This window comes from Lachnoclostridium sp. MSJ-17 (genome assembly GCF_018918205.1).
GTDB lineage: Bacteria > Bacillota > Clostridia > Oscillospirales > Acutalibacteraceae > Ruminococcoides.
Genome location: NZ_JAHLQB010000056.1, coordinates 22293 through 47167, shown reverse-complemented (window position 1 = coordinate 47167; position 24875 = coordinate 22293). Strand labels below are relative to the sequence as shown.

Genomic DNA, 24875 nt, shown 5'->3' with positions numbered 1-24875 from the left:
CGAAATATACCACGGCTATCGCCGCGAACTACTCCCCTTTAACAATGCAATTATATCACATCATCATCAGGGTTGTCAATATGCTTTTTGCGTTTTTTTACCCTCGGCTTGCTGCAATACGCAAGAATGATCCCTACAAACGCGGCAAGCGCTGCGGCTCCTCCGATTATAGCCGCAATGTCCTCCTTGTTCATTTCATAAGCGACATACGCCGCCGCACCCGCGGCAGCCACGCTGATGATCGCGAGAATAAAGCCGATGATAAACAGCGCGTTCATTTTTTGCTTCTGTCCCATATTATTCACCTATCGCGTTTGCTATCGCCGCGAAGTCCTCTAAGCTGAGCTTTTCCGCGCGTGCCGTCGGCGAAACTCCCGCCGCCCCGAGAACAGACGTTATTTCCTCCTTGCTTCTGCCAAGACCCGCGCTCAGCGAGTTTGCGATGACCTTGCGCCGCTGTGAAAACGCCGCCTTCACAACCGCGAAAAAAAGCTTCTCGTCAGCCTGAACGGGCGGTTGTTTCAGGATATCGAGTCGGATTACCGCCGAATCGACCTTAGGCGCGGGCATGAACGAGCCTGCGCTCACCCCGAACAACAGCTGCGGCTTTGCGTAATAATTGACCGAAACCGTTACAGCTCCGCTCATTCGCGAGCCGACCTCAGCGCAGATACGCTGCGCCGCTTCCTTCTGCACCATTACGGTGACGGAGGTTATCGGAAGCCTGTCCTCGAGCAGCTTCATGATCACGGGCGAGGTGATGTAGTACGGAAGATTCGCGCAGACCACGACCTCAAGTCCCTCAAATTCGTCCTTGATGAGCTGATTCAGGTCAAGCTCGAGCACGTCGGCGTTGACGACCTTAATGTTGTCATACTCCGCGAGCGTCTCGTCGAGCACCGGCAAAAGGCGCTTGTCCAGCTCGACCGCGACGACCTTGTCCGCGAGCTGACAGAGCTCGTTCGTGAGCACGCCGATTCCGGGGCCTATCTCAATCACGCCCACGCCCTTGCCCGCGCCGGAGCAGGACGCCATTCGCGGACAGACAGACGGATTTATCAGAAAGTTCTGACCGAGCGCCTTCGAAAACGTGAAGCCGTGGCGCGAAAGGATATCTTTAATTGTGCCGATGTCGGATAGTCGTTTCATCTGAGTGTCCGCAGTCCTTTCGGGTATTTATTCTTTAATCTGCCGTTTGAAGCCTTGCCGAAGCCGACTGTCATGCCGCTGACGCAGACGGCGCAGTAGCCCTTTACGTCCGCGGGCACGGCGGTCTCCTCTCCGTGGAGATACGCCTTAATTTCCGCGCTGTCAGCATCAAAATCAACCGCATTCACGCAATCGGATTTCTTTGCCGCGGCAAACGCGCTGTGGTGCGGCTCGATGCGCTTTTTCACGATCTCGCCGAGAATCACGCCCGCTCTCAGTACAGGCACGCCGTCTATGGGCTGATAATTCTTTGGAAGAATAATAACTTTATCCTTCAAGACAGTGATATTCTCTCCGAACGGTCGGTCAGCAAACAAACTGTCGTAAAAATCGAGAACCTCGCTGTCCGTCTTTGCTGTAATCACGGGCAGAGGATTCCTGCCGCTCTCGCCTTTTTTGCGCAGTCTTGCGGCAAAATGACCCTCGCCGCCGTCCATCGGGAATATCCTCCGCGCATAGTCAAGAGCGGGTCTGCCGAAGCTCACTCCGGCGTCCTCAAGCTCAAAGTCCGGGTTTTTATCTAAGAAGCGTGTTATCACGCCCTCGTTTTCCTCCTGTGAAAAGGTGCAGGTCGAATAGACCAGAACGCCGCCGGGTTTCAGAGCTTTTTTCGCGCTTTCGAGGATATTGAGCTGACGCACCGCGCAGCTGCGGACATGCTCAACGCTCCACTCCGTCTGAGCTTCGCCGTTCTTGCGGAACATTCCCTCGCCGCTGCACGGAGCGTCGACGAGTACCTTGTCAAACATACCCGCGAGCCTTTCGCAAAGCTGCTCAGGGTGGGCGTTCGAGACAACGGCATTGCTTATTCCCATCCGCTCAATATTCGATAAAAGAATATTAGCGCGGTTCCTGACGATCTCGTTGCTCCACAAAAGCCCCGTGCCGTTGAGCATTGCGCCTATCTGGGTGCTCTTTCCGCCGGGAGCCGCGCAGAGATCGAGAACAAAGTCTCCCTCACTGACCCCGAGCATTTCCGCCGCCGAGGTCGCGGACGGCTCTTGTATATAGAACGCTCCGCAGTGGTGCAGCGGACTGTTGCCGAGCGACTGCACCTGAGCCGGGATATAAAATCCGTTCGGGCAAAACGGCGTTGGTTCAAGCTCAAAGCCGATAAGCTCCCTGAGCTTTTCCGGCGTGCACTTCAGGGTGTTCACACGAAGTCCGCGGAAGTTCTCACCCTCGTAGTATTTTAAAAATTCTTCGTATTCGCCGCCGAGCAGCGATTTCATTCTGCCGAGAAACTCCTCCATCAGTAGCCGAGTTCCTCGTTGATGATGATAACCTTGATTCTGTTTACGTGGCGCTGCTGCGCGCAGACAACATAGTTGCAGCAGATCCTGCCGTCACTGTGGCAGCCCTCGCACATCTCCGGGTTTTCTTTGTTCAGAGAAACGCACTGACCCGACTTCGCGCAGTAGGTATCGATTCCGAGACGGACGGTATTTGGCGGCGCCGCCTTTGTCTTGACTCTCTCGACAGCCTGAGCGATGTTCCTGACGAGCTTGTTCACGCCGCAGACGACGATAACGCTCTTGGGACCGTAGAGAATAGCCGCTACACGGTTAGAATTGCCGTCGACATTATAAAGCTCGCCGTTTTCGGTGACGGCGTTGGAGCTTGTGAAAAACGCGTCGGCACAGAAGGTCTTGCGGTATACCTCCTCAACCTCCTCGCGGGTGATGCCCTCGCGCGAGCGGTCGAGGTAATTGTAATCGGATGAACTGATAATATCGTAAATGCCGGTCTGCTTGAGTGTAACGGAGCCGCCGTTTGAGATAACGTCGCCCTTGCTTATCAGCGTCTTGACAAGCTCGCGAGCCTCGGCGCTGTTCTCGCAGTAATACGCCTCCATGCGGTTGCGGCGGAGATTCTGCATCGTTTTTTCGATTCTTGCCTTTAATTCGTCAGTCATGATAATCACGCCCTTTTTTGTTTTTCCTAATTATACCGCAAAATCCGCACGAGCGCAAGACGCAGACGTGATTTTTACGGCTCTTTAAAAGGTACGTTCAAATACTCGGCGACGGATTTTGACAGAGCGCGGGCTATGTTGTCGAGATTATCGCGTATCCAGCGCGCGTCCTCGCGGTTGTCGTGGTAGGCGGTCTCGATCAGCACGGCAGGCGCCTTTGTCTTTCGAAGCTCGGCGAGCTTGGCGTCGGGTACGAGCTTTATGTTCATCGGCTCGCGGTAAATCGGGCGGTAGTTTTCGGCGATTATCTCAGCGAAGCGTTTTCCGCGCGTACTTGTCGGGTAGTAGTAAATCTGCACTCCGGTGTTTTTGCCAGCCTGAGCATCGGGCGAAGCGTTGCTGTGGATCGCGAGATGAAGGTCGTAGTCCTGACCGTTCGCGTCGTTGATGATTTTCCAGAGCGGCATTTCGGGCGGATTGCGCGAAAAATCTATGCCGCTCGCAATGAGATACGGCTCCATTGCGTCGGCGACAAGGTTCATGTAGTATTCCTCGTTGCCGCCGTCGACGTAATGATTGAACTCCTGGGCGGACGGACTGAGGTAAATTTTAGGCATAACTGTACTCCCTTTCATATTTGGTTGTACAGTATATGCGGACAGTGAAAAAATGTTGCGGTAATCTTCGTTATAATTCTAAAATGCAATTAAATTAGAAGGTTTTTGTGTTAAGATGATTGAAATAAATGGATTTTATATCCTGAATTTTGTAAATTATTTTGAAGGGAGAAATGTCAATATGAAATGGGTATGCACCGTATGCGGTTATGTTTACGAGGGACCCGAGCCGCCTGAGGCTTGTCCCGTCTGCAAGCAGCCTGCCTCCAAGTTCAAGAAGATGGAGGTTGAGGCTGAGTACGCTACCGTCCACAAGCTCGGCGAGGGCAAAATGCACGACACAAGCGAGGATATCATCGCGGATCTGAGAGCTAACTTTGAGGGCGAGTGCGCTGAGGTCGGTATGTATCTGGCTATGGCGAGAGTCGCTGACAGAGAGGGTTATCCCGAGGTTGCCGAGGCGTTCAAGAGATACGCCTTTGAGGAAGCCGATCACGCTTCACGTTTTGCCGAGCTGCTCGGCGAGGTTCTGACCGACAGCACCGAAAAGAACCTCAAGATGCGCGCCGACGCTGAGGCAGGCGCCTGTGAGGGCAAGTTCGACCTCGCAAAGAGAGCGAAGGCAGCAGGTCTCGACGCTATTCACGACACCGTCCACGAAATGGCAAAGGACGAGGCAAGACACGGCGCGGGCTTCAAGGGACTGCTCAAGAGATACTTCGGCTAAGCTATGATACCGCTTGCACTGATTTGCGTTCTTGCAATCGGATTTCTCGCCGGCGCGGTTTTATTGTTCCAACAGACAGTAAAGGGATTCAAGCGCGCCGCGACAAAAAGGAGCGTCATAATTTGTACGGCTGTTTACATTATCTCAGGCATAGGTCTGATTACAGTATCGTGCTTTGACCTGTCGGTAATGTTCGCCTACCTGCTTATCGGGCTGGTGTTTCTCGCATTGGCGTTCTTTTTGGTAAAACGGAACTTTTTCTGACAAGGAGTGGGAGTGATCCCGCTCCTTTTTCCGTGGGCAGGGCGTATTGATATTTCACCGCCGTTGTGATATAATTCTATAGTAAATATCAATCAGAAAGGAAATACGCGTATGAAATTAATACGGAGCTTTTCCGTGGATCACACAGCCATTGTCCCGGGCATCTTTGTCAGCCGCGTTGACGAGGTCGGCGGCGGCACGGTCACGACCTATGACATCAGACTGAAAAAGCCTAACAGAGAACCCGTTATCGACGTGGCGGCTATGCACTCGCTCGAGCACATCATCGCTACATATCTCAGAAATGACAACGACTGGAAGGACGAGATCATCTACTGGGGTCCTATGGGCTGTCTGACGGGCTTTTACCTTATATTAAAGGGCAATCGTTCTCCGCGTGAGATTTACGGTCTGCTGCTCGGCGCTTTCAAGTCCGTGAATGAATCGCAGGAGGTTCCCGGAGCTACAGCCGTGAGCTGCGGCAATTACCTGATGCACAACCTCAATATGGCGAAATGGTACGCCTCGGAATTTGCTGCATATCTTGAAGAAAACGCGGATAATCCGGCAATTTTTGAGTACCCGCAAACCGAAAGGCTCGTTACCGGAGAAGGACAGAATTTCTTTGATTCCTGATGTATACAAAAAATCCACCGTCGCTGTGACAGTGGATTTTTATTTTTTTATCAGTCGGCGCTTCTGCCGTCGATGTCATTCTTGATCTGCTCAAAGGTGACGCCGTATCTTTTGGCGATGTCGGCGGCGTAGCTTACGCCCTGAGGCGGTGCTATGATGACCTTGAAGCTGCGTTCGCCGCCGTGTATGCCAGTGATAAGGCTCTCGACTCGGCTCTCACCTTCTACAGCTTCATTTATCTCGCCGACAGAGGTCGCAAGCTCGTGCATATGCGTGTTGAAAATCGAGCGTACTCCGAGGTAGCGCATGGACTTTACGACGCCCTTCGCGATGAACACGCCCTCGGCGACGCTGGTTGTGGCTAAACTCTCGTTGAGCAGCAAAAGGCTGTGTCTTGTCGCGGTCTTGAAAATTTTTGAAAGCCTCTGGCTCTCCTCGCCCAGTCTGCCCAGATCCACGGTCTCGTTCTCGTCTGCGGGAAAATGCGTGAAGATATTGTCGCACGGGCTGATTTCAGCTGAGCCTGCGGGAATGTACACGCCCCACTGCGCCATGAGCATCGCGATTCCTATCGCCTGAGTGAAGATAGTCTTTCCGCCGCGGTTGGGTCCCGTTAGAATGTATATGCGGCGCTCATCATTGAAATCGAAGTCGTTGGTGATGATATTGATTTCCTCGCCGCGCATCTTGTTTATCGCGAGCTTGAGATTGTAGACATCCTTGAAGGTGCAGCTGCGCTCCTCACTGCTGAGGATTCCGGGCTTGCACATCGGCATTCCCGAGGCGATCAGCTTTTCCGTAAGCTCTGCCCAGCGGTTGTAAAAAAGGACTTCGGGCATTATTCCCGTGAGAGAATAGGCGTTGACGCTGATGTGCTTTCTGAGTGTGTTTTTGATGTCGGCAACGGTGCGGCTCATGATATCGGACACCTGATGGCGCAGCGCGTCCGACAGCGCGTCCTTTCCGGTGATGTTGTCAGCGTCGATATGGTTGCTGTTGTGGTTTACTGCCGTCGCCGCAGCTGCGTCAACCATCAGACCCGCGAAGGTTCCCTTTGAGTTATTCGGATTCGACGGGTGAAAGCGGCGGCTCTTGTTGTCGACTCCCTTGTGGAGATTGTCCTTTCCCTCAGTGAACTTCATGAAGCGGCTCATCAGACCGGGATTTGAATACTTTGTGTCGTTGAGCGAAACGATTCCCGCGTACTCGGGACGGAGGAAGGAGTCGAGGTTAACGCCGATCGTGATGCTCTTGACCTCACGCGCCTTGCTCATCATCTCGTCGACGTCGGCTTTAAGCGCGTCAAAGCCGCTCTCCTCGGGAATGGAGGTAACCATATCGCGCAGTGCGCACATGCCCTCGGACTGAATATCAAGCCCGGTCAGGCAGTCCCTGATCATCGTGATGCAGGTCATGTACTCGTCGATCGCGCGCAGGCGGTTGACAAGAGTCCACAGCACTGAGTCGTTGCTGTCCATCTGAAAACGCTCGAGGTCGCGCAGATCCGCGAGCTTCATCACAAGCTCCGTCATCGAGGCTCTCAGCTTCGGAAAACGCAGGAAATCCTCAAAAATATCGCGGCGGTAGCGGATAGTCTCGGGGTCTGTCGGCAGCTTTGACAGCATACCGCGGAGAACGGGACGTTCGCTGCGCTTTTCTGTCAGCGCGTCGAGAATAAAGTCGAGTGAAAGGTCGTTGATCGCCTCGTCTGATAAAGTCGTGTAAGAGTGCTCTGCGTTCTGCGGCTCCATTAAGCTGAAATCCATAATAACCTCCGATATTTTTACAAGCTTTTTTGTTTACAGCTCTATTATACATGATAAATCTGAATTTCGTCTGAAGATTTTTATTTTTTAAGGATATCAAAAAAGCCTTCGCGGAAGAATCAGCCCGCGAAGGCATTTATGATATACTATTTATCTATCCAGCCGACATATCCCTCGGTGTACTGGTTGTCTGTGATAGGCACATAACGGTTCTGGTCGCCCATGTCGTCCAAAAATCCGTTGTACGCGCGGTAGATCTCACCGGTGTTGTTGTCGTAGACGCGCTCGTACTCCTCGAGCATATCGGAACGCTTCTCCTGAATAATGGTATCTGATTTGCTTCTCTCCTCAAACGCCTCCATAACCGGGTCGGGGTCATTTATGGTGTTTTTCGGCTCCGTCACAGACTGCGCGATCTGCTGCCACTGCTTAATATAGTAGTCGGTGTACTGGAAGGACTTCGCTATCGTGCCGATAACCTGAGACCAGTTTACCAGACTTCCCATAGGCGCCCACTGGGTGCAGATGCAGTTTATCTCCCACGCGCCGTAGTTTGAGCCCCTGATTATAACGTCCTTTGAATCCATGATAACAGCAGAGTATACGCCCTCGCCTTCCCAGCCGTTTTCCTTGAAGGTCGCGTAGAGAGCCTGATAATCCCTGATCGCCGTGTACGGACGGATAGACTGTATCAAATCCTTGTTGCCGGGAACGCAGGAATTCTGCACGGTGAAGTAATCGGTGGTGTCCTTGTAAAGAGTTTCAAAATACTCCTGTACCGTTCCATCGGACAGCGAAATATTAAAGCCGAGCGTCGACGCCATCGACGCGTCTTTGGCGGCGTAGGCGTGATCCTGATTGAAAAAGCCTATCTTGCCGTCGGGACTCGTAGCCTTCCACGCGAGCTGATTAGCGTCGCCCTGCCACTCGACCTGCCAGCCGCTCGGTATCTGCAATGTGAAATACTCACACGTATACGGCTCCCACTGTACAGCCGCCCACTCCGCGGGTCTTACGCTTACATTCTCGGGCTCGGGAGCCTGAGTCCCCTCGGGGTAGTACGTCCACCCGGTTGACGGTTCTTCGGTTGAGGGCACATAGTCCGTCACGTCAATGTCCTCAAAGTCCTCTCCGTCGTCACCGAGCAGGTTATTGAGCATTCTCAGTCCGCCGCAGCCCGAAAGCGAAGCCGCAATAAGCATTGCGGACAAGATCACCGCAAGTGTTTTTTTCATACCTTTGCCTCCTTTTTAGTGATTGCCTCTTATTATTTTAGCATAGTTCTCGTAAAAAGGATATAGAATGTTCCTGCTATGTGGCTTTTTATGCGGTTTTTTTCACAAAAAATCACTTGTCAATTGTTCATTACGAGCTTGCACAGAGCCGAGCGCGTCTGGACGCCCGTCTTTTTGTATATCGACGTGACATGGTGCCGCAGAGTGCTGACCGAGATATTAAGCCTTGCGGCTATCACGTCCTGCTTGTCGTCTGTGGTGACAAGCTCACGCAGCACCTTCATCTCAGAGGGCGTGATGCGGCAGCTGTCCCCGATAGCGCTGAATAAATCCGCATCCGGCTCAGGCTCCTCAGCTTTTTCCGCTTCGGGCTGCGGCTCCTGCGCAGCGTGTCCCGAAAAATCAAACGCGCCCGTGAGGGCCATCATCACGATCACAATGACAAGAGCCGCAATGTCGATGATAAGCACCGCGACCTGAGAAAGAGCCGAGAACTTGAGCGAAATCGAGAGCACAACCGCTGCGCTGTCGAGCACTCTTCCCATGACAGCCCAGACCGCGGGGTGCTTTGTCCTCGCGGCAAGCCGCAGAAAAGTCAGGTTGTAGTACGCGATCACTACGGTGAGAGCGACGTAGTACAGGCACATGTTGAGAATGTAGGTTTCCTTGCCGAGCAGCACCGTGTTCAGAAGCGCTATCACAACCACGCACAATGTGCCCAGCGGAAGGAATTTTCCGCCCCGGATATCGGCAAGAATGCCGAACAGAAGAATGGCGGGTATCATAAGAAGCCGCGGCCATGTGTAGACATTATAATCGGTATAGCCGGACGCGACCTGCAAATGGTGGATATAGCTGTTGTAATAGCTCGTAAAAATCAGCAGAGCAAGGGTAATTACCGATGTGTAAAACAAAATGGAACGCGGCGTAAAGGATCTTCCCTCTTTGGCAGGCGCAATGGCTTCGGTGTTTTTTATCAGCAGAAAGCCCATCACGCCGAACGAGGCAAGAAGCAGCACGGCAATTGCGGGAATCACCGTCCACTGCAGCTGCAGGAAGAACTGCAGCGCGACCGCAGCGGAGTAACCGACGCCGACGCACAGTCCCGAACGCGCCTTTTTCGCTGTGAGCGCCGCGAGACGGTAATAGACCGCGCCGCCGGTGCAACCGAGAAAATAAACGCTGAACCCTGTTGCCGCGAGATAAAACAGCGAATCCGGCGGACTGAACAGCAGCACCGCCGTTCCCGCCATACAAAGCAGCAGAGCGGCAAGCACAATAGCCTTGTAGGTTCTTTCCCGCTTGACCACCGACTTTATCAGCGCATGTGAGAAGAAGCCGCAGATAACCACAAGCTGCACAAATAGGTAAACAAGCTCCTGGTGCTGTTGTTCAAGATATCCGCGTCCCGCCTGATTGCTCATGCGCAGAATGATAAACTGCACAAACATAAACGCTGAGAACAGAACGGTCATTCTTATATTTATATTCTTTTGTAAGGAACTCAGAATATTTTTCATTATCTTTTCTCCCTGATTCTTGTCAGCAACACAATTATTATAGCGGAACAGCAAGTTTTTTTCAATAGAATTATTACAAATTGACAAAAATATAGATTTTCAGCGCGAGATGTGTTATATTTAACGTAGCAAAATAATTTTGAAAGGAATGATAATATGAAATACGAATACATCACTCTCCGCGAGCGTCCCGGTCTCGAAAACGAAGCTGCGACTTGGTTCAGCTCAAAATGGGGCGTGCCTGAGGAAGCGTATCTCGAGTGCATGGACGAATACCTGAGCGGAAAAACCGAGTACGGCTGGTATCTCTGTCTTGACGGAGAAAAAATCGTAGGCGGCCTGGGCGTTATCGAGAACGATTTTCACGAGAGAAAAGACTTGTACCCGAACGTCTGCGCGGTGTACACCGAGGAAAGCTGCCGCGGTCAGGGCATCGCGGGCAGGCTGCTGAATATGGCTGTCGACGATCTGAAGTCCAAGGGCATTTCCCCGGTTTATCTCATCACCGACCACACGGGCTTTTACGAGCGTTACGGCTGGGAATTTTACTGCATGGTTCAGGGCAGCGACCCCGAGCCTTCAAGAATGTATGTGCACAGATAGGTTTGGAATATTTAAACGCGGAAAAGGACGGCTCGAGCCGTCCTTTTGTTTTATAGACTATGTTATCGAATCAAAGTCCGAGAGCGTTGAGCTCCTCAGCGGTTTTCTCAACGAGCTTCTCGCATTCCTTAGCGGTGTTTCCGAAAACCTTGCCTACGCCTGCCCAGCCTCTTGTAAGACCGTCGAGAGCGGCGTTCTGCATCATGTTGCCCATACCTGCCTGCTCCTGCTTCTGAACCTGGAACTTGTTGGATTCCTGACCCAGACCCGCGCGAATGATCCAAACCTGATTTCTCTTGTCGAGAGCGGGGAAAGTGATTACATACGCAAGGCCGTGCTTTGTGAGTGAAGGCTCGCCAGCTGTGAATTTCTTGTCCTTGATCGCCTCGTAGAAGGATTCAATTGTATATTTGTTTGCGGTTTTAACTGTCTTGATTTTTACTCCGAATGCCATTGAGAATCAACCTTTCTGAAGATATTGCATTTCTGCAAGGTCATTATACAATATTAAATTGAAATAATCAATAATTGTCATCAGATTCTGCAATCTTATACATTTTTCTGTTGCGCTCAAGCCTTTTACGTGGTAAAATTTAAGTATAAATACAGAAAAAGGAGAATTTTTATGGCTACCTCAAAGGAATACCTGCAATACATACTCGAACAGCTCGGCGGTATCGATGAAATCTCTCACCGCGCGATGATGGGCGAATACGTCATTTACTGCAAAGGAAAGGTCGTCGGCGGTCTTTACGACAACCGCTTCCTCATCAAGCCTGTAAAATCCGCGCGTGAGCTTCTGCCGGACGCTCCGCTTGAGGAACCGTACCCCGGCGCAAAGGAAATGCTCCTCGTCACCGAACCCGAGGACAGCCAACTGATGGAAAAGCTGCTTAACTCCGTCGCGGACGAGCTGCCGGCGCCGAAGAAAAGAACGAAGAAATAAATATTGGGGTGAAATTATGGCTCGATTGAAAAACAAGCTTATCGGAATACTCTACACCGTCCTGCTGGGCATTATCACGGGAGCGATAGTCTGGGCGTTTTTGAGGGTGATGAACCTCGGAATCGGCTTTCTGTGGGATTTTCTTCCCTCAAAGCTCAATTTTCCGTTTTATACCGTCGGAGTATGTCTTTTCGGCTCGGTGCTTGTCGGTCTGTACAAGCTCAAATTCGGCGACTACCCCGAGGAACTGACGGTTGTTCTCGGAAAGCTCAAAAAGAACGGACGTTACCCGTATCATAATCTGTTCGTAATTCTGGGCGCGGCTCTGTTTCCGCTGCTTTTGGGCGCGTCGATCGGTCCCGAGGCGGGCTTGACCGGAGTTATCGTCGGTCTGTGCTGCTGGGTCGGCGACAAGCTCAAGCGCTACTACAAGGAATCAGAGGATCTCGCCGCAATCGGTGCGAGCGCGACTCTAGCGACGATTTTCCGCTCGCCTATGTTCGGATTTGTCGAACCTCTCGAGGGCGAGGCTGACGCAAAGCTCCCGAAGGCGTCAAAAACCGTGCTTTACATTCTTGCTATTCTCAGCTCGTTCGGAATTTTTATCCTTCTCAACAAGCTGACCGGCGGCAGCACGGGCTTTCCCGCTATCGAATTCGGCGGTTATGAGCTTATCCACCTGCTATGGGCTATTTTGCTCACTCTCGTCGGCATTGTTCTCGGCGCTCTGTTTCTCGCCTTTGAAAAGCTGACCCATTTTCTTTTCGGTTTTGTCAAAAACGCCGTGGTACGCTGCGCAATCGGCGGTCTGGCTCTCGGCTTAATCGGAACGCTTCTTCCGCTGACGATGTTCTCAGGCGAGCACGAAATCGAAAAAGTCCTTTCCGACGGAAGGACGATAGGCGTTATCATGCTGCTGGTCATCGCCGTCGTCAAGCTGTTTCTGACTAACGTCTGTATCGCGTCGTGGCTCAAGGGCGGTCACTTCTTCCCCGTTATCTTCTCGGGGATCGCCGCGGGGTACGCGTTCTCGATGATAATCGGCATAGATTCAGGGCTTTGCATGGCTGTCGTCACTGCGGCTCTGCTTGGCAGTATTATCAAAAAGCCCGTTGCGGTTACCCTGCTGCTTCTGATTCTGTTTCCGTGGCAGCTCGTGCCCGTTATGCTCGGAGCCGCGGCACTCGGCGGATTCATCGACCTTCCGAGGCTGTTCGGAAAATCCGCGAAGGCTGAATAAACTGCAACTCACCGCGTATTTTTGCATCTTTCCGCCAAAAACATTGAAGGTACACATGTTAAGCGCTATAATTTACCCGTAACAAAAATCGAACGCGAACATCCTGAGATACTCGAAATCCGCTGTCATGAAATCAGCGACGAGGTGCGCGAGATAGTCGTCTTTGTCAAGTCAAGGCAAGGTCAGCTTACCGGCACCTGCTACGACAGTTTGTAAAAATATAGGCGGCATGCCGGAAGCCCGCGCAAACAGTGGCTTCCTTCATGCCGCTCTTTTTTATTCTCTGTTTTTTATACTATCCGCTGAATCAGTCCGGCTTTGCGGGCGGATTGCCTTCGGGAGGATTTCCGCCGGGTTTGTTGCCGTCCGGAGGAGCCTCGTGACCGCCTGAGGAGGTCGAAACCTTGATTTCGATCGCGTCGCCCTGAGAAGCCGTGCCCTCGGTGTACTCCTTGCCGTCCACATAGAGCTTGTGGCCGTTGAGGTTGATCGAATCCGCGTCGCAGGTAAGTGCGGAGATGTAGGAATCGCCTGTCAGAGTCCATGTGGAGCCCTTCTCGATTTCCACGTATACGCTGCCCTCGGCGCCGTCGGGGTTGATCGCTCCCGTGAAGCTCGAATTACTCTTGAGATAGAGATTCAGCGTGGATATGCTGTCGACGAGCATGTCGCCGTTGATAGTCTGTCTGGAAGCGTTGAGGTTGACCTGACCGCCGTTGTTTCCCTCGCTGCCCCAGCCTGCCGCAGCCGCTCTGAGGAACACGCCGTCGCCCTCGTTAGTGATAGAGGCGTTGCTTAGCGTGATATCTGTGGCTGTGTTATTTACAAAGAACACGTCGCCGTTCTTGTTGACAAGACTGCCGCCGTTCATTGTGAACGAGGACAGACCCTGAGCCGCGTCGCCGGACATTGACTGATAAATCATGACCGCCTGATAGTAGCTCGACTTGTTGCTGTTCTTGGTATTGTTGTCGGCTGTAAGACTGACGTTATTGAGAGTGACTGAGTTCTTGCCCTCGACAACTACGCCCTGAGAAGCGGTAGATACCATTTCAGCGTTGCTCACGGTGATATCCGCTGTCGAGTAAATCACCGGAGAGCCCTTGCCGCTCGTCGAATAATAGCCGCCGTCGACGTTGACGGTGCCGCCTCCTCTGTCTGAACGGATCGCCGCCGAGGAGTTGCCCGAGGTCTCGATCGTCAGGTTCGAGGCGTTCATTGTGCCGCCGCCCGTCGTCATCAGACCGCCGGAGCAGTTGCCCGTGGTGTTGATGTAGGAGTCGGAGATTTTTACGGTGGTTCCGTCACCGTAGCTGAATACGCCGTTCGCGTGGGTTCCGTCGGTCTTGACAACGATGTTGCTGAGATTCAGCGTGCCGCCGTTAGTCGCGAATATCGCGGCGTTCTCGCCGTAGAAATCCGCCTCGTCGCCGTCGGCTTCACCTGTTTTGGTGACAAGCACGTGGCTGTAGTCCGCGCTCTCACCGCCGGCGGTAATCGCGTGTCCGCCGTCCTCGCTGTTTGAGATCGTTTCATTGACAGTGATGTCGCTCTCGGAAAGACGCTTCGTCTGAGCCGCCGTCGACGCCTGAGTCTGAGCGGCGGTGGTCGCCGTCTGAGTTGTCTCAGCCTGCGCCGAGGATTCTGTGACAGATGACAGCTGATCTGAGCAGCCGCTGATTGAAATCGCTGCCGCGGCAGCTGTTAAAAGGGATATTAATATCATATAGGATTTACTGATTTTGGCTTTCATAACGATTACCTCCTTTGTTTTGACTGTATGATACTCCCCGAAGATTAAAAAAAGCTTAAATAAATATGCTCATATATTGATTTTTTTGTATTTTATCAGATCTTTGGATTCCTGATTCCTTAATTGTCGAATATTCTCAAAATACATCGATTTTCACTCTCAAACAGCCATATTATTCGTCTTTCTTGACATCTGTTTCTGTTTGGAGTAATTAATTATAAATAATTAGGCATTATTTTTATTCAATATCTGTATAGCTTGCACAACAGTATGACGATTTTCTTGTGCTGATTCTTCTCATTTCTCATTTATTTCGTTGCTGTTTGGGCTAATTTTTCCATTTGTTAGGCGACAAAACACGGTTGTTTATGTATAATAATTAACGAAGGTGAAAAATGAAGGGTTTTTTAGGGTTTTTTAAGGAATACTTTGAGGTAGTTTATGAGAAATATTATTATGCAGTATTGCAGCAGCGTCCCGAATGCGGTGACGGAGTTTGATGAAAAGACTCACACCGGAACCGTCAGAGTGCTTAACTCCGACGGAAAATGCAGCGGCACGGTTCAGTTATTTATGATTGATTCGGGTCTTGCATTTGACACATTCGTTTTTAATTCGGGCGATGATGTTATTTTATCGGCGGATGCCGGAAAGCTCGCAAACCTGCCCACCGAACGAATAAAAATCAGCTATTGCATTAAGGGCAGATGCGAAACCACAATGGTTGACGACCGTCAGTTCTATATCTCGGGCGGTGAAATCGCGATAAACTGCGGCAAACCGGCAAAAAAAATGCGTATATTCAGCGGCGACTTTGAGGGCTTTCAGTGCGTAGCTTTTCTCAACTCAAAATGGCTCGAAAAAATGAGAGATTACAACAATTCGGAGTCCGCGCCCGAAAAAATCTACAAGCGCATCAAGAGCAGAAACGAACCCATGATAATAACCGCGGACAAGAAAATGGCTGAGATTGCCAAGGAAATCATAAGCTGCGCGGAGGAGTCGAAATTCGATATGATCTCCGTCAAGGTTATGGAGCTTATGATCCTTATCTCTAACGGAAACACCGAGGCCGACGGACTTGAACGTAAATACTATACAAACACCCAGATCGAAATAGCGCGGCAGACCCGCGACATCATCTGCAAGGATCTGAGCGTGCGCCACTCCGCCAAGGAGCTTGCCGCCCGCTTCGGAATCAGCGAAACCAGCCTGAAAAGCTATTTCCGCGGCTACTTCGGCGTGGGATACCACGAGTACCAGAACAACGTCCGTATGGGAATGGCAGCCAATCTGCTTGAAAACACCTCGTTAAAGGTGCTCGAAATCTCGCTCAAGGTCGGCTTCCGCAGTCAGACCAAGTTTGGTATCTGCTTCAAAAAATACTTCGGAATGAATCCGCTTGAATACCGCCGCAGAGCAAAACTAAAACAATGATATTTCCTTTTTTAACTCCTATACGCTGAAAGAACCGGCTCAAGCCCAGAAATAAGGTTTGAGCCGGTTCTTTGATTTTTTAGTGTATTGACACAAAACCCGTTTGAGCTTACAATAAAACAAACACCTCACAAGGAGAACGCACTATGGGCGAAAAGCTTTTTACACTTTCATTTGACGACGGCACCGAACAGGATATCCGCCTTATCGGGCTTATGGAAAGGTACGGGATCAAGGGTACATTCAACATAAGCAGCGGAATATTCGGGCGGAAAACATACATTAAACGCGTCGGAAACGGCGGCAAAACCGCCCTTGAAGCCGACCCTATGCACCCGGAGCTGTACGTTAACCACTATATTCTGAGCGAAAAGGAAGCTCTCAGGGTCTACTCAAGCCCGAACGTCGAAGTCGCGAGTCACGGAACGCATCATCTGGTGCAGTCTGATCTGACAAAAATTCAGGCTGAGGAGGAGATCACGAGAGATTTCAGGAGACTGTCGGAGCGGTTTGGCTGCCGTATCTTCGGTCACGCGTTTCCGAAGGACACATTTAACGGCAATGTGATCGACGCGCTCAGGCAAAACGGCGCGCTGTACGCGAGAAGAGTATCGCGCCAACGCCCCAAGGACCTTTCCTTTGACCGCAGCAGCCTTATCCTGATGCCGACCTGCCGCCACTGTGACCCGTTCGCCGACGAACTGCTCAGTGAGTTTATCAGCGCTCCCGCGGGCAGGGACGACATGGTTTTTGTAATGTGGGGTCACAGCTACGAGCTCGACTACGGAACGTCTCTCGCCTGCTGGGAGCACATTGAGCGAATGTTTCAGGCTCTGTCGCGCGCCAAGGACATTAAATTCGTCACCAACCGCGAGCTTTACGGCACGTGATCATAGTGTTTGCTCCGCGCGTTTGCCCTGTAAATACAGCATGATAAACACCGCGTAAACAAAAATCACAGTGACCGCAATATTAGCGTACGGAAGCTCGCGCAGCAGCAGCATTGAAGCGATAAAGCAGGAGGCAAAAGCACAGAGAGTCAGAGCGTTTTTGCGCGTAAAGGCGCACTTGTGCTTCGCGTATTTCTCCGTAAGGAACATGAATGTGAAGTACAGCACCATCGAGCCGACTAGAAGTACAGTCTTTTGGAGGAGATTGACCTCTCCGTCGCGCATAAACTCAAGCGCTACGGAGATATTGTTCAGCGCGAAAATCATAAACACATGGATCATCATGTAACCGGTGCCGTGGGTGATAGTCTCGCGGTCGATGATCCTGTTGTACAGAACGCCGTATGACAGCAGCAGACCGACGACTATCAAAAATCCCATTGTTGAGAAATAAATGCCGCTTACGGTAATTTCTCCCGTGAAATACGAGGAAAGCGAAATAATCATCTCGCCGAAGGTAAACACGACATAGAGCATGGCGCGCTCGGAAAGATGCGCGAAATCCACGGGCACCATGCGGTTGAGGTTGCCCGAAAGGATCGTAGCGACAATGCCGAACGCTATGGGGATATAGGCGACTGACACTCCCGTAAGCGAATAAACGAGCACATGAACGCCGACAAGAGCAGCTTCTGTGAACAAAATAGCCGCCTTGCGCTTTAGCTGCAGCGTCTCCCACGGAGCGTCCTTCTGGTTGCGCAGCTCAATTATGTGCTGCACGCCGATATTGACGAGAATCAGCGCCCACGCGATGTTGAAGCGGTAAAACGAGCTCTCCCACCCCACCGATATTCCGTCAGCCATGTGGTAGAGCAGATACATATTGATAAACAGGAAAACATGGTCGCGCACGCCGTTTCTGCCGTAGATATTTATGTAGAACGTCGTGAAGTTCCATATCTGAATGACGGCGAGCGTGCAGACTACATAGGCGAAAAAGCTGCCCTGAGTGACGTAGCCGTTGTCGACATGGTGCAGCAGCGCGTTATTGCGCCCGATAATAAATACAAATATAAGGTCGTATATCAGCTCAAGATATTCGACCTTTTTTTCTTTTTTCATCTCAACCATGCTCTCACCTTCGTGCTTTTTCAGAGAATAAAGAATAGTGAACAGAGAATAACGAATAATACAGAAATATCCTTTGGGGTAAATCTATAATAAACTATTCGCTGTTCACTGTTCACTACTCACTGAGCCATGCGTAATCATGGCATATCTGGCGGAGACGGCGGGATTCGAACCCGCGGGGGATTGCTCCCTAACTGATTTCGAGTCAGCCCCGTTATGACCGCTTCGATACGTCTCCGTATTCAACTTTATATATTTTACATTGTTTTGAGCAAATTGTCAAGGGTTTTCCGATATCCGGCGGCATTCATTTAATAAAGGCAAACGTTTGTCCGAAATATCAACATTTTGTTTCAAAACTATTGAAAAGAGAGTAATTTTTTGATATACTAATAATGAAAAATTGTAAGGAAGTGTTGTATATGCTTACGCGAATATCCAAAAAAGCAGGGCTTATCGTCACATCGGGGTTACTGGCTTTGCTGATAGCCGTATCCTGCGTCCTGCCCGCCGTGGTTTCGGCGGCCCGCATCTCAGATGAGACTGTCGGCGGCATTGTGACCAGCCTTGCCCTCAAGGAAATGAATAAGTTCGCCTACGACCTGATCGACCGCACTATCCTCGCCGGATTGGGCAAGGCGGCTTCTTCGACCGAAAACGAGAGCGTTCAGAAGGTGCTCAACGCCACGAGAAAAATCCTCGGCGGCGGTCAGGGAGTCACCAACTCAAAAATTCTCGCTGCGTGCGATGAGATCCAGCAGCAGCTCTCTGAGCTTGATCTGACCGTCCGTGCGGCAAGCTCTCACACTAACAGCCTGCTGTCACAGATGAACGTGCTCCTCACGGAATACGAGTTCAATGACAAGGTCACTCAGGCGCGCGCGTTTGACGACAAGTACAACAACGTCATCAAAAACTTTACCGATCTCAACACCGCGCTGCAAAAGTACTGCGACGACTCGAATAATCCCGACGTTACCGAAAACCAGCTGTATGAGGATTATCACAATCTTCAAACCGCCTACGCCGCTGTTTCGTCCTACTACGACGGATTCAAAACCGACAGCGCCGATTCGATTGAACATCAGGACGATATCAACTTCGACAGCGATCTGGACAGATATCTGGAGCTGATCTCTCCGTATTCTCCGACGCAGGCGCTCGCTGACGATTTGTCGGACAGCGGCAAATGGGGCAACCGCACCGATAATCTGACATACCTTGATTACGCGAAGGAATGCTATAAGGCGCAGATAGTCGGCGAAAACCAGATGTACGACCTGATGTCCGCAAGCATAGGCAACGCGGCGTCTCCGCTTATTACATATCTGACCGCCTATCAGCTTTACGCCGGCTACAAGGCGTGCATGCTCAACTCCGACGCGGGCTACTGCGACAACAAGACCAAGGAGTCGGAGCGTCAGGAAGCGGTTTACACTACATGGTCGCTGTTTGACGAACGGCAGAAAAAGGCAGTCCGCGGCGTTTATCAGCTTTGCTCGATCTATCAGAAAGAGCTTACCACACTCATGCGCGGATATGACATAAAGCAAAACATGCAGATGGATTATATTTACGAAGAAGAACATGTGGTTGAGGATAATGTTCTTCAGGATCTGACAAGAACGATGAGGGCGCGCGCTACCGACGCCGACCACATGTTTTATCTTGTAAAGCCCTACGGAAAATCCTCTGTTTATGCCGTCAGCAACTACTATGATGAAAAAACTCATTTTTGCGCACAATACCTGTATTATAACTATAACGGACCGCATGATTACTGCGTGTCGCAGGACTATTTCAACCTGCAAATGACAAACGAAAAAAACAGAGACCGCGGTTTTAAGACCATTGCTAACGGCGGAGAGCTGGACGATCTGCTCTCGCCGAATATCTGGGATTCATCGGGCAACTACCTTGACACTTACCTCCGCAAAAACGCCGGCTTGAGCCAGACGGCGAACATCGAGAACACTCACAAGGGAGCGTCAAGCAATTATGACGACTTGAAAACGGGCGCTTATGTCATCCTGTATGAAAGCGGCTACGACAACTCCAGCAACAAGGTTCAGATAATCAACGAGTCCATGCCGATCTACGGCTCGGCAAGCTCGAACCAGTTCAACATGAAAATCGCCGATATCCGCAACAGCGGCAACAAGCCTGTAACGGTCATCATGAAAAACTATGAGACCATCAGCAGGAACCTCAAGGCTGAGGGCAGCGGCACGGCGGTATCGCTGTACTGCGGCGGCAAAAAGCTCGCCGACAGCGGTGAAAAGCTCACAAGCGGTTCAGAGGTCGAGCTTCAGATGACTCCCGAAAGCGGCAAGGTCATTGACAAGATCCGTCTGCTGCGTGCCGACGGAAGCGAAATGACCACACTTTTCAACAGCACTCAGACCATTAAGGACAACGAGACAGGCGAACAGAAAACCGTTGACGTTTCAGATATGCTCTGCGAACTAAGCGACGGCACCTACAAGCTGGTTTTCTCCTCTCCGTATCAGGACTGCACCGTCAGTGTGTCAACGAAGGACGCCTCTGCCCCGCGCTACAACGTCACACTGCTCAATTCCTTTGACGGAGATTTGCAGTTCGGCGAGCACGACAGCATTTCACGCAAGGATTTTGTCGAGGGAGAAACTGTCACGGTCTTTGTCCGTCCCTATGAGAGCGGAACCGTTACAAAAGTCTGGCTGCTCGACTCCGACACCACCGACCCCGTAAATCATGAGCTGAAGGATATTGTTGTTTCACCCTCCGACGCTCAGTGCTTTGCTCCCACCGAACGGGCGTATACCTTCACCATGCCGGCGCAGGACGTCTATGTCGACGCGGATTACGATAAATCGGGCAAGCTGCTGAAATTTGACGATACCAAATTTATTTACGACAAAAACGGCAAGCCCACCAGCTATATGACCGTCGGCGGCGACTGGCTTTACAGCGGCTGGGATTTCATTCCCGTTTCCTTCAACCCCGGCGAGGAAGCGAAGCTTGTCGCGGTGACTGACAGCAGCCACGTTCTGAAATCCGTCAGTGCGCACGGCGAAAGCAGCGGCAGGGATTATCCCGTCACCATAAAGGACAACGACTACACCGTGACATTTGACGCGGAAAATCCCGAGAACATCGTGGTTGTTCCCGAATTTGAGGAAAACGACAAGATGTATGTCGCTTCTATCCGCGATTCAGTTGAGCATGAACGAGGTCTGTTCTTCGCCGACAGCGACGGCAAACCCCTCAGCGTATATGACATGAAGTACAACGAAGGCGATACCGCAACGATTGTCGCTACCATAGACGACGCGCTGACGGTTCCGCTTACCGTCACCGATAAATACGGCAGGGATATAACAAATGAAGTGCCGTTCACCGTTGACGAAAGCGCCAAAACCAAATCATTTACCATGCCCGCGAAGGACATTACCATCAACGTTCCCGAATATCACAATTTCCGCAACGGCATCTGCCGCGACTGCTGGCTTTATGAAACGCCGCATCTCGGCACTGACGGCTTCTATGAGATCAGGAACGCCGGCAATCTGTTCTGGATCTCCGCGCTCGTCAGAAACGACCCTACACACGCGAGGTTTGACAAGCAGAACAATTCGCCGAAGTTCAAGCTGATGAACGACATCACCCTCGAAAGCATTCAGTGGGAGCCGATCACCAATTTCAGCGGCACATTTGACGGACAGGGCTTCACCATCAACGATTTCTACTTCCATAAGGAGTGCACCGACCCAACCGACGAAAATATGCGCTACGGTATGTTCGTGAATTGCACATGGGCGCATATTCAGAACTTCTCAATCAAGGGCAAGGCAGAGATCATCTATAACGTTTCCGAAGATGCAAAGCTCTCGGAAGCCCACGCCGTACGCTTCACGGCGGTCGCGGCGGGAAATGTGGAGTACTGCACAATATCAGACGTAAACTCGTATGTAGACATCTACGGCGAAAGCAACGGCAGCAAGTACAATATGTTCATCTTTGCTGCGGGCATAGCGGAAACCCTCCATCACGACAACACGGTTTCACGCTGTGTCAACTACGGTAATATCTACGGTGATATCTACGGTTCAGCGGGAATCGCGTATAGGACGCAATCGCCTTCTGTCACTATCGAAGACTGCGCCAATACCGGCAATTTCAAATCGAATGATAAACTGTCCACCGCCTCGGGCATCATCTCCTCGCCCAATACCTCGATCTTTTTCGGCGATAAGGAATACGTAAATATAAACAACTGCCACAACTACGGCGATCTTCACTGTATGCCCCTTCTGGATGAATACGCCGGCTGCTCCATTACAGGCGTTATGTCAGACAGAATCCATATCAGCAACTGTTATTCGCTTGAAAACTGCGCTGCCTTTGTCGATTACTCTACGGTCCACACCGCCGATCAGTTCAAATCAGGCGAAACCGGCTGGAAGCTCAACAACGGCGTGACAGACGGCACTCAGGCGTGGTACCAGAATATCGACAACGGCAAAACTCCCGATATTTATCCTCTGCCCGACAAGACGCGCGGCACGATCTACTACATCGAGAGCGAAAACCGCTATTCCAACTATCCGGACGGAAATCCTCCGCAGCCGCCCACGGAACCGACTACCGCTGAACCCACAACGGTTGAGCCGACGACTGTCGAACCGACCACAGCCGAACCGACGACTGCTGAACCGACAACTGCGGAACCCACAACAGTTGAGCCTACAACAGCAGAACCTGCAACTGCTGAACCAACCACAGTTGAGCCTACTACAATCGAACCAACGACTGTTGAGCCGACCACAGAGCCTGCGACAGAACCTGCAGGTCACGGTATCCGCACCTATCAGGAGCTGTGCGACTTCCGCGACAAGGTCAACGGCGGAAGCAATTCCGATTCCGCATATCTCGAAAAGAACATTCTCGTACCCGAGGGTTCCGAATGGACTCAGGGCATCGGCACCGCCGACAAGCCGTTCGGCGGCACCTTCGACGGCAATGGCTACTGCATCATCGGTCTGAGAATGAATAACACCGAAAACGAGGCTCTGTTCGATTATATCGGAAAGAGCGGAACCGTGAAAAACCTTATGGTATTCGACAGCGACTCCGTCACCTCAGCAAAATACGCAGGCGGCATCGCGGCGTTCAACGAGGGCGTCATCGACCACTGCACAAGCGGCATAAACGTCCTCGGCAAGACTAAGATCACACTTCCCTCGGGCGCTAAGATCACTCCGTCCGACTACAACTCACACATCATCGGCGAATTCAGCGGCGGTATCGCGGCTGTCAACAATGGAACTATCACCGGCTGCCGCAGCGGAGCTATCGTTTCCGGCACAAACTGCGGCGGTATCGCGGCAAAGAACGAGGGCAGCATCTACGGCACCGCCAACAACGGAGCTGTCGGCACAGCATCGAAGTCCTGCCGTTTCTCTGGCGGTATCGCGTACTTCAACACGGGCAGCATCAACAGCTCCTACAACTCCGGCAAGGTCAACTGCGGCTACACTGACTCCATGGGAAGCGTTGCGGCGGCGAACAGCTCGGAGGATGTACACAAGGTATTCTACTCAAACGTAAACAGCATTCCGGCGGCAGGAAGTGTTCAGGCAGACGAGAGCCGCGCTCTTGTACCGCTTGACAGCACGAATATACTTGTCGAAAACACGGATATGCTCAAGCCCTCATTCGCCGCCAAGCTCAACGAAGCGACTGACGATACGGTTACGTGGGTGCAGACAAAATACGGCGACACCTACTTCAATCAGGGCTACCCGACGGTTCAGGGCATATTCCTGCAGCAGCAGACGCTCACCCTCGCTCAGAACATCGAGATGAGCGGTATGATGCATAAATCGCTGAACGTCACGGCTCAGGCTCTCGACCCCGCAAGCGACGAGTACAAGGCTATGAGCGCGGCGGCAAGCGGCGAGATACTCTCGGCGTACTCCGTATCTACAACAGACGCGGACGGAAATTACATTCCCGCGGAGCTATGGACTGCGGACGGCGTGAAGATTTCCGTTCCGGTCGACGGAAACACAAGCGTCGTACTCACCGCGCTCTCGGAGAGCGGAGAAGCGGTCAGCATCGCTCCCGACAGCGTAAGCGACGGCAAGGCGGTATTCACTCTCGCGGCTCCGATGGACTTCGCTGTCACGGCTTCAACAACTCCCGACGAAGAAGGAACCACCTCTAACACCGAACCTTCCACCGTGCAGGACGCTACCTCGGCTACCTCGGCAACAAAGGCGACCTCTGCCTCCACAAAGGACAGCGCGACAAACAGCAGCGCGTCAGGCAACGGCACAGTCAAGACAGGTGAGTCCGTTCCAGCTATCGCAACGACAGTTCTCCTTGCCGGACTTGTGTTATTCGCCATGTTCAGGAGGCGCAGATTTGAAAACAGATAAGCAAAGCAATAAAAAGAAGATTATATTAATAATTTCCGCGGCGGTTCTCGTTATCGCCGCCGCGGTGATTATCATGGCGGTCTGCGGAGTGTTCGGCGGCGGCAAGCCCGTCGACTCAAAGGGCGTCGTCGGCGTAATTTCCGACAACTGGGATCCCGGAGTCGAGGATTCAAATCCCGCGCAGAGCGGCACAAAAATTCCGGGCTACTCCACCGCCGAGATGAAAGCCGGCGAGAATACTCTCAGCCTTAGCATCGGCAACCCGAAGGAGAACAAGGTCGGCATGTACGCTTCCTTAAAGCTCAGCGACGGCACGGTGCTGTATGAATCGCCGCTCTTAAAACCCGGACAGGGCGTGACGGAGATTCCTCTTTCCAAATCTCTTGAAAAGGGCACATACGACGCGGTAGTCGTTTACCGCTGCGTGATGCTCGACGATGACGAAACACCGCTCAATTCCGCCGAATCCGGATTTAAGCTGATTGTTGATTAAGGCAATACCGCATAATTCAGGTGTGCGAATTGCGAAGTAAGATTTTTCGTCAGAGTGTACAAATAATCGGT

General features: G+C 51.7%; 22 protein-coding genes and 1 tRNA gene. 11 read left to right on the top strand and 12 right to left on the bottom strand.

Annotated features, from left to right (window positions below):
• Window positions 1–50: 50 nt before the first annotated feature.
• The 5 genes from KQI64_RS04955 to KQI64_RS04935 form a co-directional block, all read right to left on the bottom strand.
• Window positions 51–296 carry a hypothetical protein gene (locus KQI64_RS04955; protein WP_216523626.1) on the bottom strand — a complete coding sequence of 82 codons (246 nt, stop codon included), beginning with the start codon at window positions 294–296 and terminating at the stop codon, window positions 51–53.
• A 1-nt stretch (window position 297) separates the two neighbouring features.
• Complete coding sequence (gene rsmA / locus KQI64_RS04950) at window positions 298–1149, bottom strand: 16S rRNA (adenine(1518)-N(6)/adenine(1519)-N(6))-dimethyltransferase RsmA (RefSeq protein WP_216523625.1); 852 nt, start codon at window positions 1147–1149, stop codon at window positions 298–300.
• Entirely contained in the window at window positions 1146–2462 is a 1317-nt protein-coding gene (locus tag KQI64_RS04945; RefSeq protein WP_216523624.1) for an RsmB/NOP family class I SAM-dependent RNA methyltransferase, read from the bottom strand. Before KQI64_RS04945 ends, rsmA begins: the two co-directional genes overlap by 4 nt.
• On the bottom strand, window positions 2462–3124 hold the full coding sequence (locus KQI64_RS04940; RefSeq protein WP_216523623.1) for a lactate utilization protein: 663 nt from the start codon (window positions 3122–3124) through the stop codon (window positions 2462–2464). Before KQI64_RS04940 ends, KQI64_RS04945 begins: the two co-directional genes overlap by 1 nt.
• Before the next feature lie 74 nt (window positions 3125–3198).
• The gene (locus KQI64_RS04935) at window positions 3199–3741 is read right to left on the bottom strand and encodes an N-acetylmuramoyl-L-alanine amidase family protein (protein WP_216523622.1); all 543 of its coding nucleotides are present in this window, start codon (window positions 3739–3741) and stop codon (window positions 3199–3201) included.
• Window positions 3742–3922: 181 nt separating this feature from the next.
• On the opposite strand from KQI64_RS04935, the gene KQI64_RS04930 reads away from it, so the two are divergent.
• The 3 genes from KQI64_RS04930 (at window position 3923) to KQI64_RS04920 (ending at window position 5368) form a co-directional block, all read left to right on the top strand.
• A complete protein-coding gene (locus KQI64_RS04930) occupies window positions 3923–4468 on the top strand; it encodes an NADH peroxidase (RefSeq protein WP_216523621.1) in 546 nt (181 codons plus the stop codon).
• A 3-nt stretch (window positions 4469–4471) separates the two neighbouring features.
• Complete coding sequence (locus tag KQI64_RS04925) at window positions 4472–4732, top strand: hypothetical protein (RefSeq protein ID WP_216523620.1); 261 nt, start codon at window positions 4472–4474, stop codon at window positions 4730–4732.
• A gap of 111 nt (window positions 4733–4843) precedes the next feature.
• Window positions 4844–5368 (top strand): S-ribosylhomocysteine lyase, encoded by a 525-nt coding sequence (locus KQI64_RS04920; RefSeq protein WP_216523619.1) that lies wholly within the window; start codon window positions 4844–4846, stop codon window positions 5366–5368.
• 50 nt (window positions 5369–5418) lie between these two features.
• On the opposite strand, the gene KQI64_RS04915 is transcribed toward KQI64_RS04920, so the two are convergent.
• From KQI64_RS04915 to KQI64_RS04905, 3 genes are all read right to left on the bottom strand, one after another.
• Window positions 5419–7134, bottom strand: coding sequence for a MutS-related protein (locus KQI64_RS04915; RefSeq protein WP_216523618.1), 1716 nt, complete (start codon window positions 7132–7134; stop codon window positions 5419–5421).
• Window positions 7135–7280: 146 nt separating this feature from the next.
• Entirely contained in the window at window positions 7281–8369 is a 1089-nt protein-coding gene (locus KQI64_RS04910) for a hypothetical protein (protein ID WP_216523617.1), read from the bottom strand.
• A 119-nt stretch (window positions 8370–8488) separates the two neighbouring features.
• Entirely contained in the window at window positions 8489–9889 is a 1401-nt protein-coding gene (locus KQI64_RS04905) for a helix-turn-helix transcriptional regulator (protein WP_216523616.1), read from the bottom strand.
• A gap of 156 nt (window positions 9890–10045) precedes the next feature.
• Here KQI64_RS04905 and KQI64_RS04900 point away from each other — a divergent pair, with 156 nt between their 5' ends.
• Window positions 10046–10492 (top strand): GNAT family N-acetyltransferase, encoded by a 447-nt coding sequence (locus KQI64_RS04900; RefSeq protein WP_216523615.1) that lies wholly within the window; start codon window positions 10046–10048, stop codon window positions 10490–10492.
• A gap of 70 nt (window positions 10493–10562) precedes the next feature.
• Here the strand turns inward: KQI64_RS04900 and KQI64_RS04895 are convergent, their stop codons facing one another.
• Complete coding sequence (locus KQI64_RS04895) at window positions 10563–10946, bottom strand: hypothetical protein (protein ID WP_216523614.1); 384 nt, start codon at window positions 10944–10946, stop codon at window positions 10563–10565.
• A 171-nt stretch (window positions 10947–11117) separates the two neighbouring features.
• Here KQI64_RS04895 and KQI64_RS04890 point away from each other — a divergent pair, with 171 nt between their 5' ends.
• Genes KQI64_RS04890 through KQI64_RS04880 form a run of 3 tightly spaced genes read left to right on the top strand, consistent with a single transcriptional unit; the run spans window position 11118 to window position 12894 of the window.
• Window positions 11118–11438: a TfoX/Sxy family protein gene (locus KQI64_RS04890; RefSeq protein ID WP_216523613.1), complete on the top strand. Its 321-nt coding sequence runs from the start codon at window positions 11118–11120 to the stop codon at window positions 11436–11438.
• 16 nt (window positions 11439–11454) lie between these two features.
• Window positions 11455–12678, top strand: a complete 1224-nt coding sequence (locus KQI64_RS04885; RefSeq protein WP_216523612.1) for a chloride channel protein — start codon at window positions 11455–11457, stop codon at window positions 12676–12678.
• A 21-nt stretch (window positions 12679–12699) separates the two neighbouring features.
• Window positions 12700–12894, top strand: a complete 195-nt coding sequence (locus tag KQI64_RS04880; RefSeq protein ID WP_216523611.1) for a hypothetical protein — start codon at window positions 12700–12702, stop codon at window positions 12892–12894.
• Between the two features lie 91 nt (window positions 12895–12985).
• Here KQI64_RS04880 and KQI64_RS04875 read toward each other — a convergent pair whose 3' ends face one another.
• Window positions 12986–14431, bottom strand: a complete 1446-nt coding sequence (locus KQI64_RS04875) for a hypothetical protein (RefSeq protein WP_216523610.1) — start codon at window positions 14429–14431, stop codon at window positions 12986–12988.
• Window positions 14432–14872: 441 nt separating this feature from the next.
• Here KQI64_RS04875 and KQI64_RS04870 point away from each other — a divergent pair, with 441 nt between their 5' ends.
• Both KQI64_RS04870 and KQI64_RS04865 read left to right on the top strand, forming a co-directional pair.
• On the top strand, window positions 14873–15868 hold the full coding sequence (locus KQI64_RS04870) for a helix-turn-helix domain-containing protein (protein ID WP_216523609.1): 996 nt from the start codon (window positions 14873–14875) through the stop codon (window positions 15866–15868).
• A 146-nt stretch (window positions 15869–16014) separates the two neighbouring features.
• Complete coding sequence (locus KQI64_RS04865; protein ID WP_216523608.1) at window positions 16015–16758, top strand: polysaccharide deacetylase family protein; 744 nt, start codon at window positions 16015–16017, stop codon at window positions 16756–16758.
• Here the strand turns inward: KQI64_RS04865 and KQI64_RS04860 are convergent, their stop codons facing one another.
• On the bottom strand, window positions 16759–17880 hold the full coding sequence (locus tag KQI64_RS04860; RefSeq protein WP_216523607.1) for a low temperature requirement protein A: 1122 nt from the start codon (window positions 17878–17880) through the stop codon (window positions 16759–16761).
• A gap of 158 nt (window positions 17881–18038) precedes the next feature.
• Window positions 18039–18127: transfer RNA gene (locus KQI64_RS04855), tRNA-Ser, on the bottom strand.
• Between the two features lie 184 nt (window positions 18128–18311).
• Here KQI64_RS04855 and KQI64_RS04850 point away from each other — a divergent pair.
• Window positions 18312–24311, top strand: a complete 6000-nt coding sequence (locus KQI64_RS04850) for a hypothetical protein (protein WP_216523606.1) — start codon at window positions 18312–18314, stop codon at window positions 24309–24311.
• On the top strand, window positions 24298–24804 hold the full coding sequence (locus tag KQI64_RS04845; RefSeq protein ID WP_216523605.1) for a hypothetical protein: 507 nt from the start codon (window positions 24298–24300) through the stop codon (window positions 24802–24804). The genes KQI64_RS04850 and KQI64_RS04845 overlap by 14 nt, the downstream gene beginning before the upstream one ends.
• Window positions 24805–24875 lie beyond the last annotated feature (71 nt).